Source organism: Pseudorhodoferax sp. LjRoot39 (assembly GCF_964253035.1).
Lineage (GTDB): Bacteria > Pseudomonadota > Gammaproteobacteria > Burkholderiales > Burkholderiaceae_C > Pseudorhodoferax.
In genome coordinates, this window is the sequence record NZ_CAXUQL020000001.1 from 905,648 (window position 1) to 924,835 (window position 19,188).

At 68.8% G+C, this 19,188-nt stretch carries 16 protein-coding genes; 12 read left to right on the forward strand and 4 right to left on the reverse strand.

The features are described 5' to 3' along the window. Window positions 1-2: 2 nt before the first annotated feature. From trbE to ACSQ4M_RS04335, 8 genes are read left to right on the forward strand one after another with little or no spacing between them, the layout of a single operon-like run. Window positions 3-2,441, forward strand: coding sequence for a conjugal transfer protein TrbE (gene trbE / locus ACSQ4M_RS04300; RefSeq protein WP_035884624.1), 2,439 nt, complete (start codon window positions 3-5; stop codon window positions 2,439-2,441). Then, the gene (gene trbJ, locus ACSQ4M_RS04305) at window positions 2,438-3,166 is read left to right on the forward strand and encodes a P-type conjugative transfer protein TrbJ (protein WP_035884623.1); all 729 of its coding nucleotides are present in this window, start codon (window positions 2,438-2,440) and stop codon (window positions 3,164-3,166) included. The genes trbE and trbJ overlap by 4 nt, the downstream gene beginning before the upstream one ends. Window positions 3,167-3,177: 11 nt before the next feature. Further along, window positions 3,178-3,501, forward strand: coding sequence for an EexN family lipoprotein (locus ACSQ4M_RS04310; protein ID WP_017407589.1), 324 nt, complete (start codon window positions 3,178-3,180; stop codon window positions 3,499-3,501). Then, on the forward strand, window positions 3,498-4,841 hold the full coding sequence (trbL, locus tag ACSQ4M_RS04315; protein ID WP_035884622.1) for a P-type conjugative transfer protein TrbL: 1,344 nt from the start codon (window positions 3,498-3,500) through the stop codon (window positions 4,839-4,841). Before ACSQ4M_RS04310 ends, trbL begins: the two co-directional genes overlap by 4 nt. 18 nt (window positions 4,842-4,859) lie before the next feature. Continuing rightward, window positions 4,860-5,564, forward strand: coding sequence for a conjugal transfer protein TrbF (gene trbF / locus ACSQ4M_RS04320; RefSeq protein WP_035884621.1), 705 nt, complete (start codon window positions 4,860-4,862; stop codon window positions 5,562-5,564). Continuing rightward, complete coding sequence (gene trbG, locus ACSQ4M_RS04325; RefSeq protein ID WP_035884620.1) at window positions 5,561-6,553, forward strand: P-type conjugative transfer protein TrbG; 993 nt, start codon at window positions 5,561-5,563, stop codon at window positions 6,551-6,553. The genes trbF and trbG overlap by 4 nt, the downstream gene beginning before the upstream one ends. 2 nt (window positions 6,554-6,555) lie before the next feature. Then, window positions 6,556-7,818 (forward strand): TrbI/VirB10 family protein, encoded by a 1,263-nt coding sequence (locus tag ACSQ4M_RS04330; RefSeq protein WP_017407700.1) that lies wholly within the window; start codon window positions 6,556-6,558, stop codon window positions 7,816-7,818. Then, window positions 7,815-8,048, forward strand: coding sequence for a DUF2274 domain-containing protein (locus tag ACSQ4M_RS04335; protein WP_017407699.1), 234 nt, complete (start codon window positions 7,815-7,817; stop codon window positions 8,046-8,048). The genes ACSQ4M_RS04330 and ACSQ4M_RS04335 overlap by 4 nt, the downstream gene beginning before the upstream one ends. A 284-nt stretch (window positions 8,049-8,332) precedes the next feature. Here ACSQ4M_RS04335 and rsmA read toward each other — a convergent pair whose 3' ends face one another. From rsmA to ACSQ4M_RS04350, 3 genes are read right to left on the reverse strand one after another with little or no spacing between them, the layout of a single operon-like run. Continuing rightward, window positions 8,333-9,091, reverse strand: coding sequence for a 16S rRNA (adenine(1518)-N(6)/adenine(1519)-N(6))-dimethyltransferase RsmA (gene rsmA, locus ACSQ4M_RS04340; protein ID WP_436188374.1), 759 nt, complete (start codon window positions 9,089-9,091; stop codon window positions 8,333-8,335). Beyond that, window positions 9,088-10,419, reverse strand: a complete 1,332-nt coding sequence (locus tag ACSQ4M_RS04345) for a peptidylprolyl isomerase (protein WP_436188375.1) — start codon at window positions 10,417-10,419, stop codon at window positions 9,088-9,090. Before ACSQ4M_RS04345 ends, rsmA begins: the two co-directional genes overlap by 4 nt. Beyond that, window positions 10,419-12,827 carry an LPS-assembly protein LptD gene (locus ACSQ4M_RS04350; protein ID WP_436188376.1) on the reverse strand — a complete coding sequence of 803 codons (2,409 nt, stop codon included), beginning with the start codon at window positions 12,825-12,827 and terminating at the stop codon, window positions 10,419-10,421. The genes ACSQ4M_RS04345 and ACSQ4M_RS04350 overlap by 1 nt, the downstream gene beginning before the upstream one ends. A 120-nt stretch (window positions 12,828-12,947) precedes the next feature. Here ACSQ4M_RS04350 and ACSQ4M_RS04355 point away from each other — a divergent pair, with 120 nt between their 5' ends. From ACSQ4M_RS04355 to ACSQ4M_RS04365, 3 genes are read left to right on the forward strand one after another with little or no spacing between them, the layout of a single operon-like run. Further along, the gene (locus tag ACSQ4M_RS04355) at window positions 12,948-14,069 is read left to right on the forward strand and encodes an aminoglycoside phosphotransferase family protein (RefSeq protein ID WP_436188377.1); all 1,122 of its coding nucleotides are present in this window, start codon (window positions 12,948-12,950) and stop codon (window positions 14,067-14,069) included. Between the two features lie 6 nt (window positions 14,070-14,075). Next, window positions 14,076-14,807 (forward strand): 16S rRNA (uracil(1498)-N(3))-methyltransferase, encoded by a 732-nt coding sequence (locus ACSQ4M_RS04360; protein WP_436188378.1) that lies wholly within the window; start codon window positions 14,076-14,078, stop codon window positions 14,805-14,807. Between the two features lie 13 nt (window positions 14,808-14,820). Beyond that, the gene (locus tag ACSQ4M_RS04365) at window positions 14,821-15,993 is read left to right on the forward strand and encodes an MFS transporter (protein WP_436188379.1); all 1,173 of its coding nucleotides are present in this window, start codon (window positions 14,821-14,823) and stop codon (window positions 15,991-15,993) included. A gap of 3 nt (window positions 15,994-15,996) precedes the next feature. Here ACSQ4M_RS04365 and ACSQ4M_RS04370 read toward each other — a convergent pair whose 3' ends face one another. Continuing rightward, entirely contained in the window at window positions 15,997-18,477 is a 2,481-nt protein-coding gene (locus ACSQ4M_RS04370; RefSeq protein WP_436188380.1) for a chemotaxis protein CheW, read from the reverse strand. A 203-nt stretch (window positions 18,478-18,680) separates the two neighbouring features. On the opposite strand from ACSQ4M_RS04370, the gene ACSQ4M_RS04375 reads away from it, so the two are divergent. Beyond that, on the forward strand, window positions 18,681-19,181 hold the full coding sequence (locus tag ACSQ4M_RS04375) for a YidB family protein (protein ID WP_436188381.1): 501 nt from the start codon (window positions 18,681-18,683) through the stop codon (window positions 19,179-19,181). Window positions 19,182-19,188: the final 7 nt, after the last annotated feature.

Consider the following 19,188-nt stretch of genomic DNA (forward strand, 5'->3'; position numbering starts at 1 on the left):
CCATGCTGAACCTTGCCGAATACCGCCAGCGGCCCGCGCTGCTGGCCGACTGGCTACCCTGGGCCGGGCTGATCGCGCCCGGAGTCGTGCTGAACAAGGATGGCTCCTTCCAGCGCACTGCGCGCTTTCGGGGGCCAGACCTCGACAGCGCGACACAGGGCGAACTGATTTCCACGTCGGCGAGGCTGAACAACGCGCTGCGCCGGCTCGGTTCGGGCTGGGCGCTGTTCATCGAGGCCGAACGGCGAGCTGCTGCCGGCTACCCACACTCGGACTTCCCGGAGCCCTTGTCCTGGCTGGTCGATGAAGAACGCCGCGCCGCATTTGAGGACTCGGGCAACCACTTCGAGAGCGGCTACCACCTGACATTGGTGTACCTGCCGCCGGAGGAAGCCCGCGCTCGTGCGGCCGGAATGCTGTACGAGAACCGTCCGACCGAGGGAGTGGACTGGCGTGAGCGCCTGACCGCCTTCGTCGCGGAGACGGATCGGATTTTCGACCTGCTCGATGGCGTGATGCCGGAGATTGCGTGGCTCGATGACAGCCAGACGCTGACCTACCTGCACTCGACCATTTCCCCACGGCGATACCGCGTGGGCGTGCCGGAAGTGCCATTCCACCTCGACGCGCTGCTGGCCGACGCGCCGCTGATCGGTGGTCTGGCGCCGATGCTGGGCGACCAGCACCTGCGCGTGGCGACGGTGCGGGGCTTCCCCACCTCGACCTGGCCGGGGATTCTGGACGACCTCAACCGCCTCAGCTTTGGCTATCGCTGGTCAACCCGGTTCCTTTGCATGGACAAAGCCGATGCGGAAAGAGAGCTTTCTCGCCTGCGCCGCCAATGGTTCGCCAAGCGCAAGAACGTCATCGCGCTATTGCGCGAAACCATCTTCCAGCAGGAATCCCCGCTGGTCGATACCGACGCTAGCAACAAATCGGCCGATGCCGATGCTGCCTTGCAGGAGCTGGGCAGCGACCAGGTGGCCTTTGGCTACCTGACGGCAACCGTCATCGTCATGGACGCGGATGCCGCCGTGGCCGACGAGAAGCTGCGCATGGTGGAGCGTGTCATCCAGGGGCGCGGCTTCGTCACCATTCCCGAAACGCTTAATGCGGTGGATGCGTGGTTGTCATCGATTCCGGGTCATGCCTACGCCAATGTCCGCCAGCCCATCGTCTCGACGCTGAACCTGGCGCATCTGGTGCCGGTGTCCGCCGTATGGGCCGGGCCAGAGAAGAACGCGCATCTCGACGGCCCGCCGCTGATCGTGACCCGCACCGAGGGCGCGACGCCGTTCCGGCTGGTCACGCACATCGGCGATGTGGGCCACACGCTGGTGGCCGGCCCCACGGGCATGGGCAAATCGGTGCTGCTCGCCACCTTGGCGATGCAGTTCCGTCGTTATCGCGGATCGCGCGTCTTCGCCTTCGACATGGGGCGCTCGATGCGCGCCACCATCCTGGGCCTGGGCGGTGAGCACTACGACCTCGGGATGGATGGCGAGATCGCCTTCCAGCCCTTGGCCCGTATCGACCGCGAGGGCTACCGCACTTGGGCGGCCGAATGGATCGAAGGCCGGCTACGGCATGAAGGCGTCGCGGTTGGCCCTGACGAGAAGGCAGCGATCTGGTCGGCGCTCGGCAGTCTCGCCGGTGCGCCCGTGGAGCAGCGCACGATGACAGGGCTTTCCGTCCTGCTGCAATCGAACGCACTGCGGCAGGCCCTCGCGCCCTATGTGCTCGGCGGCGCGCACGGCAAGCTGCTGGATGCCGACCATGACCGGCTGGGCATGGCCGACGTGCAGTGCTTCGAGATGGAGGAGCTGATGCACAGCAAGGCCGCCGTCATGGCGGTGCTGCATTACCTCTTTGCGCGCTTCGACGAACGCTTTGACGGCGCCCCCACGCTGCTGATCCTCGACGAGGCGTGGCTGTTCCTTGACGATCCGGTGTTTGCGGCGCGCATCCGCCAGTGGCTCAAGACGCTGCGCAAGAAGAACGTCAGCGTCATCTTCGCCACGCAGAGCCTCGCCGACATCAAGGATTCGAGCATCGCGCCGGCCATCATCGAGAGCTGCGCAAGCCGCATCTTCCTGCCGAACCCGCAGGCGACCGAGCCGCAGATTCGCACGATCTACGAAGGCTTCGGCCTCAACAGCCGCCAGATCGAGATTGTCGCCACCGCGCAGCCCAAGCGCGACTACTACTACCAATCGCGTCTCGGCAATCGCCTGTTTGACCTCGACCTGGGCGCCGCGACGCTGGCCTTCGCGGGTGCTTCCACGCCGCAAGACCAGCGCGACATCGACGCGGTGCTTGCCGCTGCGCATTCCGATTCCTCTCCCTTCGCAGCCGCGTGGCTGCGCCACCGTGGCCTGCATTGGGCCGCCGACCTGCTGTCCTCGTTCCTGTCCACCCACCCCCAGGAGAACCCATCATGAAAAAGCGTCTTCTCGCCGCCGCCGTCGCGGCCATGCTTTGCACCGCTACCGCCGTGCAGGCGCAATGGGTCGTGATCGACCCCACGAACCTCGTGCAGAACACGCTGACCGCGATCCGCACGCTGGAGCAGATCAACAACCAGATCAAGCAGCTCCAGAACGAGGCGCAGATGCTCATCAACCAGGCGCGCAACCTGGCCAGCCTGCCGTCCAGCGTGGTGGGCCAGTTGCGCGCCAATCTGGCGACCACCCAGCGGCTGATCGCGCAAGCCAAGGGCCTGGCCTATGACGTGACGAATCTGGATCGGGAGTTCCAGCGCCTGTATCCCGAGCAATACGCCGCCACCGTGAGCGGCGACCAGATGTACCGCGATACGCAGGAACGCTGGAAGAACACGCTCAATGGTTTGCAGACCACCATGCAGATGCAGGCCCAGGCCTCACAGAACCTGAGCGACGACGAAGGCGTGCTGGCCGACCTCGTGGGCAAGAGCCAATCGGCAGTGGGTGCCTTGCAGGCGATGCAGGCCATGAACCAGCTCTTGGCCCTGCAAGCCAAGCAGTCCATCCAGACGCAGCGCCTGAGCATCACCCAGGATCGCGCTGCGTCGCTGGAACTGGCACGGCAGGCCGCTGCTGTGGAGCGTGGCCGCGAGGTGAATCGGCGCTTCCTGGGCGAAGGCACGCCGTACACACCGCAGTCCGTCGATTTCTACGGCCGGTGACGGGTGCTGTCATGACCCGCGTGCCTGCTCTCTGCGGTTTCGTGCTCCTGCTGGCCGGCTGCGGCCAGCAGGAGGGGCCTTCGGTCGATGCGCTCTCGGCAGATCCGTCGCGGCTGCACTTGCTCAAGGAGCAATGCCGCGCGGGCCAGCTCGACGACGCGTCTTGCGCGCAGGTGGCCCAGGCCGATTTGCGCCGCTTTCTCTCCGGCAAGACCGGGCCAGATGAGTACCAGACGCTGGCCGATCTGCCGCCGATTCCGCCCAGCTTCGATGAACCCGCAGAGGACAGCAATGCGGTGGCCACGGCCTCGCCTGTGCAGGAGGACTCGCCATGAATGACATTTCGGTCATCGACCATTTTCTCGATGTCTTTTCGCGCTACATCGACTCGGGCTTCGGCCTGCTGCACGGCGAGGTCGCATTCCTCACGGCCACGCTGATCGTCATCGACATGACGCTCGCCGGGCTGTTCTGGGCGATGGGGCACGCGACCGGCCAGGGCGAGGACGTGATTGCCAAGCTGATCCGCAAGGTGCTGTACGTCGGTGCCTTCGCCTACATCATCGGCAACTTCAACATGCTGGCCGGTGTCCTGTTCCGCTCCTTCGCGGGTCTTGGCCTGACAGCCAGCGGCTCGACCTTGAGCATGGGCAACTTCTTGCAACCAGGTCGATTGGCCAAGGCCGGCATCGACACAGCGGCGCCGATCCTCGACCAGATCAGGGAGATGGCGGGCTTCCCCGAGGTGTTCATCCACATCGCGCCCATCGTCGTGCTGTTCCTCGCGTGGCTGGTGGTTATCGTTAGCTTCTTCGTGCTGGCGGTGCAGCTCTTCGTCACCCTGATCGAGTTCAAACTGACCACGCTGGCGGGCTTCGTGCTGGTGCCGTTTGCCCTCTGGAACAAGACAGCGTTTATGGCCGAGAAGGTGCTGGGCAACGTGGTGTCCTCGGGCATCAAGGTGCTGGTGCTCGCCGTCATCGTGGGTATCGGCTCGGGGCTATTCGCCGAATTCAGGATACCGCCCGGTTCCGAGCCGTCCATCGACCAGGCGCTGGTCATCATGCTGGCCTCGTTGTCCCTGCTGGCCCTGGGCATCTTTGGGCCGGGCATTGCGACAGGCTTGGTGTCCGGTGGGCCACAGCTCGGCGCGGGCGCGATGGCCGGTGCTGCCATCGGCGCAGCCGGAACCGCCGTGGCGGTCGGTGCCGCGGCTACCGGCGTCGGAAGCGCAGTGGCGGCCGGGGCACGCATGGCACCCGCCGCCGCCCGCTCGATGGCATCGACCGCCAGCAGCGCCAAGTCGGCGTACCAGGCGGGCTCCACTTCGGCCGGTGGCGGCCTGAAGGGTGCCGCCGCCGGCGTGGGCAATGTTGCCAAGACCGGCGCGCAGGCGGCCGGGCAGAAAGTCGCCGATGGGGCGCGGTCGATGAAGGAGCGCATGGCGGCGGCCTTTCGGCCCGATGACGCCGGATCGGCGTCGGGGGGCGGCGCCGCACAGGCCGCAAGCGAGGCTCCCGCCACAGCCCCATCCACCGAGCAACCCGCCTGGGCCAAGCGCCTGCACCGCAGGCAGCAACTCACCCATGCCGCGACGACCGCCGCCCACACGCTGCGCGGCGGCGACGGCGGCAGCTCCAGCCAGGGGCCAAGCCTGCGTGATTCCGATTCCTGATCTTGAAGGAGAACTTCCATGCGATTCAAAAGACCGCAGGTGCGCTATGCCAACACACCGCAGCCTGCTACCCCGTACCAATCCGCTGCCCAGGCCTGGGACGAGCGCATCGGCTCGGCCCGCGCACAGGCGAAGAACTGGCGGCTCATGGCCTTCGGCTGCCTCACTTTGGCCGTACTGATGGCCGGTGGCCTGGTCTGGCGTTCCGCGCAGTCCATCGTCACCCCCTACGTCATCGAGGTGGACAACTCGGGTCAGGTGCGCGCTGTCGGCGAAGCGGCCACGCCGTACCGGCCCAGCGATGCGCAGATTGCTTACCACCTCGGCCGCTTCATCGGTCTGGTGCGCTCGCTGTCCATCGACCCCATCGTGGTGCGGCAGAACTGGCTCGATGCCTATGACTACACGACCGACAAGGGCGCCGTGGTGCTCAACGAGTACGCCCGCGTGAACGATCCGTTCGCGCGCATTGGCAAGGAGTCGGTGACGGTGCAGGTCAGCAGCGTGACTCGCGCGAGCGATACGTCGTTCAACGTGCGCTGGACGGAGACCCGTTTCGTCAACGGTGCGCTGGACCGCACCGAACGCTGGAACGCTGTCGTGTCCATCGTGCAGCAGACGCCGCGCACCGAGCAGCGTGTGCGCAAGAACCCCCTGGGCATCTACGTCAACGGGCTGTCGTGGAGCCGCGAACTGGAAGCTAACGAAGGAGCAAAACCATGAATGATCTTTTCCGTAAATCCGTCTTGCCGATCATGCTGCTTGCCCTCGCGGGCTGCGCCACGCAGGGCAAGCCGCCGCCGTCCATTTCGCTCGACGAGCCGGTACAGGCGCAGCCGCTACCGGAGCCGCCTGCGCCGGTGGAGGTGGTGGCCATGCCGCAAGTGCTGCCGATGCCGGCTCAGATGAAGCCTGTGCCGGATGCCAAGCCCGCAGCAGAACCTGCCGATGAAACCGTGCGTGTGTCCCGCGCCAACGCCGAGGCGCGTATCGCGCCCACGCGCGAGGGGTACGTCAACGCGATTCAGGTGTGGCCTTTCACCGATGGCGCGCTGTATCAGGTCTATGCGGCCGTGGGTCGCGTGACGGTGATCGCGCTCCAGCCCGGTGAGGAACTGGTAACGGTGGCCGCCGGCGATACCGTGCGCTGGATCGTGGGCGATACATCGAGCGGCAGCGGCGATGCGCTGCGCGTCAATGTGATGGTCAAGCCGATCCGCTCGGGCCTCAAGACCAATCTGGTCATCACGACCAGCCGGCGCACGTACCTGATTGAACTGACTTCGACTGAGAAGACGTGGATGGCGTCGGTGTCCTGGGAGTATCCGAAGGACAAGATGCTGGCCTTGCAGCGCCAGGCGCAGGCGGCCAGCGCCGCCGCGCCGGTCGATGCTGGCCTGTCGCTGGAGAAGATCCGCTTTCGCTATGCGGTCAGTGGCAGCAATCCGCCGTGGAAGCCGCTGCGCGCTTTCGACGATGGCGAGAAGGTCTACATCCAGTTCCCGCCGGGCATCGCGCAGGGCGAGCTGCCGCCGCTGTTCGTGATCGGCGCGCAGGGCGATGGGCAACTGGTGAACTACCGATTCCGTGCGCCGTACTACATCGTGGATCGCCTGTTCGGTGCGGCCGAACTGCGCCTGGGCGGAGACAAGGGCGATGTGGTGCGGATCGAGCGCACCGATGGCGTTTCCGGTGGCACGCGGAGGAACTGACCATGAGCCAGGACGACACTCGCGATCTTGGCACGCCACAGGCGGGCAAGGTCGCGCCCGAGGCGGTGGCGCTGCGCGCCCAGCCGCGCCCGGTCACACGTCTGAATCGGCGCACCTTGGCCATGCTCACGGGCGGCCTGTCGGTCGCCGTGCTAGGGGCCACGATCTGGTCATTGCAGCCACATCGGCGCGGCGCAGGCGAGCAGACCGAGCTTTACAACGTGGATCGAGTCTCGAAGTCCGAGGGGCTGGATGGCCTGCCTTCGGATTACTCCAAGCTGCCGAAGGTGCCGGAGCTGGGGCCGCCGCTGCCGGGCGATCTCGGCCCTGCCATCGTGAAGGCGCAGCAGCCGGTGACACCCACGTATGCGCCACCGGGCCACGACCCGGAGGACGCTCGGCGCAAGGAAGCCGAAGCGGCAGCGGCTTCCTCGGTGTTCTTCCGTTCTGGTACGCCCGGCAAGACCGCAGCGCCAGCGAATGCGCAAGCGGCTGGCCCGGCATCGACCTTGGCGGGCTTCGACCCGCTGGCCGCTGGGCCGGCCTCGACGGCTGCCCTGCCTGCCGACCCGACCGCCGTGCAGAACCGGCAAGACCAGAAAGAGGCTTTCCTGAAAGGCGGTTCTACGGAAACCCGCAATTCCGGCAATCTGCAAATGCCGACCTCGCCGTACCAGGTGATGGCCGGGACGGTGATCGCCGGGGCGCTGGTGACAGGCATCAAGTCTGACCTGCCGGGCGACGTGATTGGCACGGTGACGGAGTCGGTCTACGACTCGGCCACCGGCAAGTTTCTGTTGATCCCTCAGGGCTCGCGCCTCATGGGCAAGTACAACAGCCAGGTGAGCTATGGGCAGAGCCGCGTGCAGTTGGTGTGGAACCGCATCATCTTGCCGGACACGTCTTCGCTGAAGCTCGACAACCTCGCGGGCACCGACCCGGCCGGCTACTCCGGCCTGGAGGATGGCGTCGATTGGCACTGGGATCGCGTCTTTGCCGGTGCGGCGCTGACGACACTGCTGGGCGTGGGCGCGGAGCTGGCCGCGCCGGAGAACCGGCAGAACGGCAACCGCATCGTGATTGCCGGGCGCGACAGCGCGCAGGACAGCATCAATCAGGTCGGCCAGGAGATGACCCGGCGCAACATGAACATTCAGCCGACCTTGACGGGGCGGCCGGGCCTGCCGGTGCGGATCATCGTCAACCGTGACCTGATGCTGCGACCGTACCAGCCGCTTTTCGTCCAGAGAGGAGCGGCGAAATGAACACCTCCAAGAAATTGCGGCTTGGGCCGCTACCCAAGACCGAGAGCACGAAGCTCACGTTTTTGTGCCCGGTCAGCCTAAAAGCTGATCTCGACCGCTATGCCGTGGCGCACTCGCAGGCGTATGGCGAGGCAGTCGATGCCACTACGTTGATTCCTCTTATGCTGGAGGCGTTCATGGCCGGCGACCGGGGATTCAGGAAGGGTGGCGGGAGCAAGGCCATACCCTGAAGTAGGGTTGACGATGTGGACGCATCCGCTACCCCTTCACGATGAAAGCGCAGTCCACTGACTGCGCTTTCGCTTTTGACGGGGCTTGCGGCAGGGCGAGACTATGATGGTGCGATCTTGCCCGCCGCGGCGCCCCCACGCTTACCGCCGCGAAGCGCCTATGCAGCACCTAGCTCGAAAAGCAGCAAGAGCACTCAGCGGCTGAAATCTAGCCTAACCTATTGCCCTGTAAGAGCTTTTTCCCCACTGCATGTCTGAATGAAGGACTTGACAGCGGACATTTTTCATGGCGCCGCCTGCGCCAGCGCCACGTACTCGGCCACCGGCACTTCCTCGGCCCGGCGTTGCAGGTCGAAGTGGCCGGCGAACTGGCGCGCCTCGAGCCAGCGGCCCAGGCTGTGGCGCAGCAGCTTGCGGCGCTGGCTGAACGCCACCTGCACGAGCTCGCTGAGCAGCGCCACATTCACGGCCGGCGGCTCCGCCAAGGGCTCCATGCGCACCACGGCACTGTCCACCTTGGGCGGCGGATCGAAGCTCTCGGGCGGCACGAACAGCACGTCCTCCATCGCGTAACGCCACTGCAGCATCACGCTGAGCCGGCCATAGGCCGCAGTGGCCGGCGTGGCCACCATGCGGTCGATGACTTCCTTTTGCAGCATGAAATGCTGGTCGTGCACCTGCTCCACGTGGTCCAGCAGGTGGAACAGGATGGGCGTGGAGATGTTGTAGGGCAGGTTGCCGACGACGCGCAGCTTGCGCCCGATGGCAGCCGCGAGCGCGGTGAAGTCGACCTTGAGCACGTCGGACTCGACCACCGCGAGCTGCGGATGGCGGCGCAGCCGCTCGGCCAGGTCGCGGTCGAGCTCGATGACGGTGAGCCGGCCCACGCGCTCGACCAGCGGCTGGGTCAGCGCCGCCAGGCCCGGGCCGATCTCGACCATGGGGTCGCCCGGCTGCGGCGCGATGGCCCGCACGATGGCGTCGATGACGCCGGCATCCGACAGAAAGTGCTGGCCGAAGCGCTTGCGCGCGATGTGCTTCACTGCGGAGCCTGGCGCAGCTCGACGTAGGCGCGGCCACGCAGTTCCTGCAGCCAGCTGCGGTAGGCCTCGTCCATCTTGCGTTCGCGCACCATGTTGCGGGCCACCTCGCGCTGCTCGCGCGGGTTCAGCTGGTACTGGCGCCGCTCCAGCAGCTGGATCAGGTGCACGCCGAAGCGCGAGACGATGGGCTCGGAGATCTCCCCCGGGCGCAGCGCATCGAGCACTTCCTCGAACTCGGGCACGAACTGGCCCGGGTTGGACCAGCCCAGGTCGCCGCCCTGCGCGGCGCTGCCGTCCTGCGAGCTGGCCTGGGCCAGCGCGGCGAAGTCGGCCTGGCCGGCCTCGATGCGCCGGCGCATGGTGGCCAGGCGCTCGCGCGCATTGGCCTCGGTCTGCTGGGCATCGATGCGCAGCAGGATGTGGCGCGCGTGCTGCTGCGTGATGCTTTGCATCATGCCGCCCTGGCGCTTCTCGACCACCTTGAGGATGTGGAAGCCGGCGCCGGAACGCACCGGCGCCGTGATGCCGCCGGTGGGCAACTGGGCCGTGGCCTGCAGGAACAGCTCGGGGTAGCGGTCGGGGCTGCGCAGGCCCATCTCGCCACCGGCGGCGGCGTCCGTCCCGTCGGAGAAGCTGCGCGCCAGGGCGGCGAAGTCCTCGCCCGCGCGGGCACGCTTCTCCACGTCCTGCGCACGCGCCAGGCGCTCGGCAACCTGCTGCGGCGTGGCGTTCTCGGGCACGGCCACCAGCACCTGGGCCAGGTTGATTTCGCTGGGTGCCGCAGGCGCTGCGTCGGTCTGCTCGCGCAGGTACTGCTCTACCTCGGCATCGCTCACGCGCACGCGCGAGTCGAGCTCGCGGTCGCGCAGGCGCGACATCAGGATCTGGTCGCGCAGCTCGTTGCGGAACTGCGTGCTGGTCATGCCGTCACGCTCGATGCGACGGCGCAGCTCGGCCACGTCGATCGAGTTCTGCCGCGCGACATTCTGTTCGGCCAGATTGATGGCGGCTTCGTCGACTTTCAAGCCCGCCTCGCGCGCCTGCTGCAGCTGGGCGCGCTCGACGACCAGGCTTTCCAGCGCCTGGCGCGAGAGCTCGGCCTGGGTCGGCATGCGCCCCCCCTGCTGGCGCAGCTGCTGCGCCATGCGCGCGGTGCGGCGCTGCACCTCCAGGTTGGTGATGGGCTCGGAATTGACCACCGCCACAATGAAGTCGGACGCGCGCGCCGCGCCCTGGGCCTGGGCTGGCACAGTGGTCCAGCAGGCCGCGGCCAGGGCCACGGCGGTCAGGAAGGAAGCGGGCGCCATGCGGCGCTTGGACTGTTGCATCACTCGTAGGAGCCGAACCGGCTCGATGTGGTCACCTGCTCGCGCAGGAACTGGTAGCGGGGAATGTTGTCGCGCAGGGTCTTGAGCGGGCTGGAGCCCAGGCGCGCCAGGCCGACGAACTCGATCTGGAACATGATCTTGTTGTTGGCCGCGGCGTTGGAGCGCTGGGTGCGCTCCACCACGATGCGGCCGATCCAGCAGTCGCCGTCGTACTCCAGGCCCATGATGGAGTCCACGAACTGGCGGTCCTGCAGGCTGTAGGCCAGCCGGCCCACGCTGTACCAGCGGCCCGAGCCCAGGCCGCGGCCCGGTCCCAGGTCCTGGCCACGGTCGCCCCAGAGATCGTTGAGCGGCCATTGCCAGCCGACGTCGACCTGCTCGCTTTCCGGCAGGCCGCTGGTGGCGCGCTGCATGCGGTAGGCGGTGCTGACGACGCGGTAGTTGCCCGGGCTGTACTTCCCCGAGACCGTGAAACGCTCCGAGCGCCGCGTGTCGGGGTTGTATTGCACCGTGGCATCGGTCGACCACAGCGGATCCCAGTTCACCGAGGCGCCGGCCAGGAAGTCGCTCACACGGTCGTCCACGACGGCACCGCCCGGCAGGAACACGCGCTGGTCCTTGAAGCGCAGGCGCTGCGCGACGCCGAAGCGCGCCACCTGGGCGCCCGTGTCCGGCTGCAGGAAGCGGGTGTCCACGCCCAGCGTGAGCACGTTGCTGTCGGAGATGCGGTCGTTGCCGGTGAAGGTGTTCTCGCTGTAGATGGTGCCGAAGTTGAAGTCGGTGGCGCTGGTGTCGTAGATGGGCAGGCTATTCTGCTCGCGGTACGGCGTGTTCACGTAGAACGCACGCGGCTCCAGGGTCTGGCGCCAGGCTTTGCCGAAGAAATTGGCGTCGCGCTCGAACACCAGGCCGCTGTCGATGCTGAAGGTCGGCACGGTGCGGGTGGCACTGGTGGCGCCGCTGGCCAGCGGCGCATCGAATTCGTACTTGGCGGCGTGCAACTGCAGCTTGGGCGTGAAGAACCAGCCCGGCCGCACCCACGGCCGGCTGATCTGGCCCAGCAGGAAGCCGCGCTTGGCGTTGGGCTGGTTGGTGTAGCTGCGGTCGGCCGAGAACTGGGTGTAGTCGGCATCGACCGAGAAGTCGAACCCGCCCACGTCGTAGCGGCCGTAGCGGCCCGTGATCTGGGGCAGCCGGTCGTAGGGCGGCGTGATGGGGGCGCTGACGTCCTGCAGCGTCTGGTACTTGAGCGCGCGCAGGCCGGCCGAGAAGTCGCCCTGCGACCAGCGCAGGTTGGCGTCGGTGGTGCGCAGGCGCTCGGTCAGCGACGTCGTCGTGCTCGGGAAATCGCGCCAGTAGTCGTTGTCGCTGACCCGGTTGGCGTCCAGCGAGAAGGCCAGGTTGCCGATGCCCTTGACGCCGGTCTGAATCACGCCCGAATGCTTGGCCTCGTAGGACCAGCGGTCGCGGTCGCGCAGCTTGTCGCTGGGCATGTAGTCCAGCCGCAGCTGGCCTGCGTAGGTCGGCTCCATGTAGCGGAACTCGCCGCCCATCATGACGCCGCGCTTGCTCATGACAGAGGGGTAGAGCGTGGCGTCGCGGTTGGGCGCGATGTTCCAGTAGTAGGGCACCAGCAGCTCGACACCGTTGAGGTTGTCCAGCGCCACCGTGGGCGGCAGGAAGCCCGACTTGCGCGCGTCGCTGAGCGGGAAGGTGAAGGTCGGCAGCGCCAGCACCGGCACGTCCATGAAGCGCAGCACGCCGCCCTTGGCCTCGCCCACGTCCTGTTCGGTGTCCAGGTTCATGGTGGTGGCCGTCAGCACCCAGTCGGGCAGCCAGCTCGGGCCGGGCTGGCGCTTGCAGGTGGTGTAGGTGGCGTCGTGCAGCACCGAGCGCTTGTCGTCGATGAAGTCGGCACGGCTGGCCTGTCCATGGGCGCCGGCGCGCAGCAGCTGGTAGCGCGGGCTCTGGAAGAAGCCCTCGAAGGCATCGACCTTGAGCTCCAGCGCCGGGCCCTCGTAGACGTCGCCCGCACGGTTGATGCGCACGTTGCCCTGGGCCTTGGCCTGGTCCGAGGCCTGGTCGTATTCGAGCCGGTCGGCCTGGATCATGGTGTCGCCACGGCGCATCATGGCGTCGCCTTCGATCACGGTTTCCAGGTTGGGCCGGCCCGAGGTGCGCTGGCCGAAGAAGAAGGTCGGCAGCTGCTCGCGCACATCGGCCGGCACCTGCTCGGCCAGCCGCTCGCTGGGCTTGAGCTGCAACGGCGCGGTGTCCGCGGCCGCCCGCGCACGCGCGCCGTCGGCGGCCAGCAACAGCACCAGCGCCGCGACCGCACCAGCCGCGTGGCACAGGGCGAAACCGCCGATGGGGGAACGCTCGGGCAGGACGGAAGGGACGGGAGGCATCGAAGAGATCAGGGACGGTCCGGGCATCCGGGGCAGTCTAGCGTTGGACGAAGGGGCGGGCCTGAAGCCGCCACCAGCCCCGGGGCTTGCCGGCAAGCCGGTTTGTAGAATCGATTATCCATGAGCCAGAAGACCGAACCAACCGGCGTGCCCGGCCCGCAGACGCCGCCAGCCGTGGCCTGGTCCGACCCGCAGCGCGAAGCCGCGTTCCACGGCTGGCTCGCCGCCATCGCGCCGCGCCACCACCTCGTCCCCGCCACGCTGCAACCGGCTTCGGCCGACGCGAGCTTTCGCCGCTACCTGCGCATCGCGACCGAAGGCGGCGCGAGCCGCATCGTCATGGACGCGCCGCCGGTCCAGGAGAACAGCGAACCCTTCGTGCGCGTCGCCGCGCTGATGCGCGAGGCCGGCCTCACGGTGCCAGAGGTGCAGGAATGGGACCAGGCCGCCGGCTTCCTGCTGCTGTCCGACCTGGGCACCCAGACCATGCTGCAGGGCATGGACCGGGACAACGCCGCCGCCAACGCGGGCCGCTACCGCCAGGCCGTCGACGCGCTGATCGCCTGGCAGCTGGCCTCGCGCCCCGGCGTGCTGCCGCCCTACGACGAAGCCGTGCTGCGCCGCGAACTCGCGCTTTTCCCCGACTGGTACCTCGCCAGGCACCGCGGCGTGGTGCTGGACGATGCCCAGCGCGCCACGCTGGAGCAGGCCTTCAACGCCATCGTGGCCGAGAACCTGGCCGCGCCCAGCGTCTACGTGCACCGCGACTTCATGCCGCGCAACCTCATGCTGCTGCCCGGCGACGCCACGCGCCTCGGGGTGCTGGACTTCCAGGACGCGCTGTACGGCCCCATCACCTACGACATCGCCAGCCTCATGCGCGATGCCTTCCTGAGCTGGGACGAGGACTTCGTGCTCGACGTCACCGTGCGCTACTGGCAGGAAGCGAAGAAGGCCGGCCTGCTCGGCGAACGCAGTGCCTCGGGCTGGGGCGACGACTTCGGCACCTTCTACCGCGCCGTCGAATGGATGGGCCTGCAGCGCCACCTCAAGGTGGCGGGCATCTTCGCGCGGCTCACGCTGCGCGACGGCAAGCCCCAGTACCTGGCCGACACGCCGCGTTTCATCGCTTACATCCGCGCCACGGCCGGCCGCTACCGCGAACTCAAGCCCCTGCTGCATCTGGTCGACCAGATCGAAGGCACACAGGCCGTCACGGGTTTCGCCTACGGCCGGATGTAGCTGCCGGTGCCGCGCATCCACTGCCCCTCGCCGCTGGCCGCAGGCAGCACGCTGTCGCTGCCAGCCGGCGCCGCACGCCATGTGCAGGTGCTGCGCCTGCAGCCCGGCGACGCGCTCACCTTGTTCAACGGCGAAGGCGGCGAATTCGAGGCCACCGTCACGCAGATGGGCCGCAGCGAGGTGCAGGTCAGCGTCGGCGCCCACCATGCCATCGAGCGCGAGGCCGCGCAGGCCGTGCACCTGGCCGTCGTGATGCCGGCCAACGACCGCATGGACTGGCTGGTCGAGAAGGCCGCCGAACTCGGCGCGACCAGCATCCAACCCCTGGTGTCGGCACGCAGCGTGCTGCGCCTGCAGGGCGAGCGCGCGGCCAAGAAGGCAGCGCACTGGCAGGCCGTGGCCGTGGCCGCCTGCGAGCAATGCGGCCGCAACCGGGTGCCCACCGTGCATGCTGTGGCCGACCTCGCGCCGTGGCTGGCCCGTCCAGCGCAGGCAGATGCAGGCTTGCGTCTGCTGCTGTCGCTGCGCGAGGGCGCCCGCACGCTGCGGCAACTGGCGCCAGCCGCTGCCGTCACGCTGCTGAACGGCCCCGAAGGTGGCCTCGCGCCCGAAGAAGAAGACCTGGCCATCGCCGCCGGCTTCGCCCCGCTCACCCTGGGCCCGCGCGTGCTGCGCGCCGAGACCGCGCCGCTCGCCGCGCTCGCCGCGCTGGCCGCGCTGGCCGCACTGAACCACTGAGGCATTGCCCGCCATGAACCGCAATCTCTGGCTGCTCGCTTTGTGCCAGGCGCTGTTCCTGGTCAACAACGTGACCTTCATCGCGATCAACGGCCTGGTCGGCTGGTCGCTCGCGCCGCTGGGCTGGATGGCGACCCTGCCCGTCATGGGCTACGTGGTCGGCGGCGCGCTGAGCACCGGCCTCGTGGCGCGCACGCAGAAGCGCTGGGGCCGCAAGCATTCCTTCCTGCTCGGGCTGGGCGTGGCCTTCGGCTCGGCGCTGCTGTGCATGGCGGCGGTGCTGGCCAAGAACTTCTGGCTGCTGTGCGGCGCCACCGTGGTGGCCGGCTACTACAACGCCAACGCCAGCCTGTACCGCTTCGCCGCGGCCGAACTGGCGGCCGCGCCGCAGCGCGAGAAGGCCGTCTCGCTGGTGATGGCGGGCGGCTTGCTGGGCGGCATCGTCGGCCCCAACCTGGCCAATGCCACGCGCGACTGGTTCGCCGTGCCCTTCGCCGGGGCCTATGTGGCGCTGGCGGTGGCGGCCGTGGTGTCGGCCACGCTGCTGGCGTTCATCCAGTTTCCGCAGGCGCCTGCCGCGCAGCAGGGCAATGGTGGCCGGCCGCTCGGCGTGATCGTGCGCCAGCCCGTGTTCATCGTCGCGGCGCTGGCCGGCTCGCTGGGCTTCGGTGTCATGAACCTGCTGATGGCCGCCACACCGCTGGCCATGCAGCAGTGCGGGCTGCCGTTTTCCGCGGCCGCGCTGGTGCTGGAGTGGCATGTGATCGGCATGTTCGCGCCGGGCTTCTTCACGGGCCACCTGATCAAGCGCTACGGCACGCTGCCCATCATGTCCGTGGGCCTGGGGCTGAACCTGGCCTGCATCGCCGTTGCCCTGTCGGGCGTGGAACTGCACCACTTCCTGGTGGCCTTGTTCACGCTCGGCGTGGGCTGGAACTTCCTGTTCACGGGCGCCACCACGCTGTCGCTGCAAGCCTACACGGCCGAGGAAAAGGACAAGGCCCAGGCGGTGCTGAACTTCTGCATGTTCGCCACGCTGGCGCTGACCTCGTTCGCCTCGGGCGTGCTGGTCACCACGCGCGGCTGGACACTGCTGAACTACGGCTCGCTGGTGCCGGTGGCGCTCACAGCGGCCGGCCTGCTCTGGCTGGCGCTGCGCCGCCGCGCGCTGCCACGCACCGCCTGACGCTCAGTTGCCGCCGGTGCGGGCCAGCAGTTCCTGCGGGTCCAGCGACTGCAGCAGCACCTTGGCGCTGCCGTGCCGGTCGTTCACCTGCACGTCGAGCAGGCCGTCCACGCGCGGCGAGAGCTGCAGGAAGCTCTCGGGCACGGCGTGGACCTGCGCGTCCGCCACGTCCAGCATGGTCAGCACGTCGTCCACGCGCAGGCCCAGCACCGGCCGCGAGGGCCGCGCCGGATCGCGCAGCACCAGCACCACGCCGTCGCCGGCGCGCGCCGACTGGGCCATGCCGAACAGGCGGCGCGCGCAGAGCACGGGCACCAGCGGCGCTTCGCCGTTCACGCGCACCTGCAGCAGGCCCAGTGCCGCGCCGCGGCGCTCGGGCGTGCTGACCAGGCCCTCGCCCGACACCGCTTCGAGCAGCGCGCGCACCGGCAGCGCGTAGCGCCCCTGGCCGACCTGGAACACGGCCAGCATGCGCACGGCGGCGCCCGGCACGGGCGCCAGCACCAGGTCCTGGTCGCCCAGGCTCACACGGCGGGCCTCGGGCTTGCCCAGCGGCAGGCCGACCAACGCGCGCATGCCGTTGCGGTAGCCGTCGCTGCGCTTGAACTCGCGGTAGCCGCCGGCATGCAGGCTGGCACAGGCATGGGCCACGCCGCCGATCTCGACCAGGCCGTCGCCGTCCAGCGCCGCCACGGTGCCCAGCGGGTCGGTGCCGCCGCTGCGCGCCAGCACGCGGCCCTGCGCGTCGACGAAGGCGGCAAAGCCGCTGCGCTCGCCCAGCACGTCGCGCAGGATGGCCTGGAACTCGCGCGCGGCGTGGAACACGATGGCGATGCCGCCCAGCAACGCGCCCTGGCCGGGCGCGCGCACCGCGGCCAGGTAGGTGTAGGTGGGGCCGTCCTCGTGCAGGCTGGTGTCGGCGAAATCGCTGGCCGCGTACTGCTGGCTGCCGCGCAGCGCCTGGACCGCCGCAACCCAGCCGGCCGGCACCTCCAGACCGGCCAGGTCAGGCCGCTCGGCCGCGCGCGAGGCGCCGCGGATACGGCCGGCCGGGTCGAACACCACGAGCCGGCTGTAGACCGTGTAGAGCCCGTTCACGTGGTCCAGCACGGCGCTCAGCGCGTCCCAGCTGGCCGGACCGGCCGCGGCCGCCAGCCCCTGCTGCAGGGCCGGCGACAGCGCCCACCAGCGGCAGTCGTTGGCGCGCTCGTAGAGGTTGCGGTCCAGGATGTCGGCGGCCAGCCGCGCCAGCTCGCGCGACTGCCGGCGCGCGCGCCACAGCGAGGTCTGCGCCAGCTCGTCCAGCGCCATGTCCACGCGCCGGCGCGTGCGCAGGCTGGCCTGGTTGATCTGCGTGAGCACGGCTTTCAGCCGCAGCGCGTCGCCTTCCAGGTGCCCGGCCATGAGCTGGCCGTTCCAGACCACGCGGCGCAGCGCGCGGTTGATCGCGTCGGCGTCCTGGCGGATCGCCATCAGCGCCGGTGCGTTCTCGGGCACCACGGCCTGCAGCGGCGTGCCGGGGTCGGCGCCGCCGGTGTGGCGGAACGCGGTCAGCAGCGAGACCATGGCCTGCGCCCGCCAGGCCGGGCCCATATAGCCCTGGTAGCCGCGGCTCACGGAACACACGGCCAGGTACTCGCGGCCGGCGAAGGTGGTCAGCCGCACGCCGTCCGGCGCCACCGGCACCAGGCGCGCACCGGTCGGCACGTGGGCCTCGTCGTTGGTGGCCAGCACGCGGCGCTCGTCGTCCAGCAGCACGATGGCCACTTCCTGGCGGTTGTCGACCATGCTGGCGAAGATCTGCTGCATCTCGTCGCCGAAGCGAAAGCGCAGCACCAGAACGCCCAGCAGCGCGCCGTGCCGGCCCAGGATGCGGTGCGCGTACAGCAGCGCGGCCTGGCCGCTGGGCTGCAGGTCGCTGACGCCGTAGCGCTCGACATGGGCCGGCGCGGCCAGGGCCTGGGCCAGCAGTGGCTCGGCAGTGCTGTGCAGCGTGGCGCTGGTGTCCAGCCGCGCCAGCACCTCGCCCGTGGGCGCCAGCAGCACGATGTCGTCGTACACCGTGTACTTGGCCTGGTACTCCGCCAGCCGCGCCACCATGGCAGCCTGGGCCGCGGCCCGCGCATCGGGCGCCAGCGCGCAGAAGTCGCGCACCACGTCGTCGGTGGCCAGGAAGCCCACGTCGGCGGTGCGCTCGAACAGGTTGCGCACCAGGATGTCGATGGTGCACTGCGCCTGGGCCTGCAGCTCGTCGCCCAGCGAGGCCCGGTTCTCCTCAACGATCTGGCGGATCAGCCGGCCCTGCAACTCCTCGAAGCGCTCGCGCGTGGCGATCAGCGTGGGCAGGATGGGCGCCACCTCGGCCGGGCAACTGATGGCGGCGGCGGCCTCGATCATGCGCCAGATGGTGCCCAGCTCGCGCAGTTCGCGCTCGGCCAGCTGCACGCGGTGCATGTGGGCACTGATGTCCTCCGAAGCCTGCATGCCGCCTCCATGGGTGAAGTCGCCAGCGCCTGGTGGGGCAAGACCCCGTGGCCGGTGGGCGGACCGCAAGCAAGAGCCAAGCCATGCGCCCAGCGCCCTGGGCGGGAGAGTGGCTGCCGCTTGGCTTCCGTGAAATAGTTGCACATGTATGCAAACGGGCGCCGCACAATGCCCACCCCTAGTTCTATACCAGTGAGGCAACCATGGGCCTTCTCGAATCCGTGCTCGGTTCCGTTCTGAACGGCGGCCAGTCTTCCCCCCAGGCGCCTGCCGGACAGGCCGAAGGTGGCCTCGGCGGCATCCTCGGCGCCCTGGCCAGCAACCCGCAGCTGCTGCAGGTACTCATGTCTTTGCTGGCAGGCGGCCAGGGCCGCGCCGCACAGGCCGGTGGCGGGCCGCTGGGTGGCCTGGTGGAACAGTTCCAGCAGGCCGGCCTCGGCGACGTGCTGGGCTCGTGGATCGGCACCGGCCAGAACCGCCCCGTGTCGGCGGATCAGCTCGGCCAGGTGTTCGGCCAGGACCGGCTCTCGGAGCTGGGCTCGCAGCTGGGCATGGGCGGCGGCGACCTGGCCAGCCAGCTGTCGCAGATCCTGCCCGGCCTGGTGGACCAGATGACGCCGCAGGGCCAGCTGCCGGAACCGGGCGCAGCCGGCGGCAACGAAGGCTTGTTCGGAATGCTCGAAGCATTCGGCCAGCGCCGCTGACCTGGCC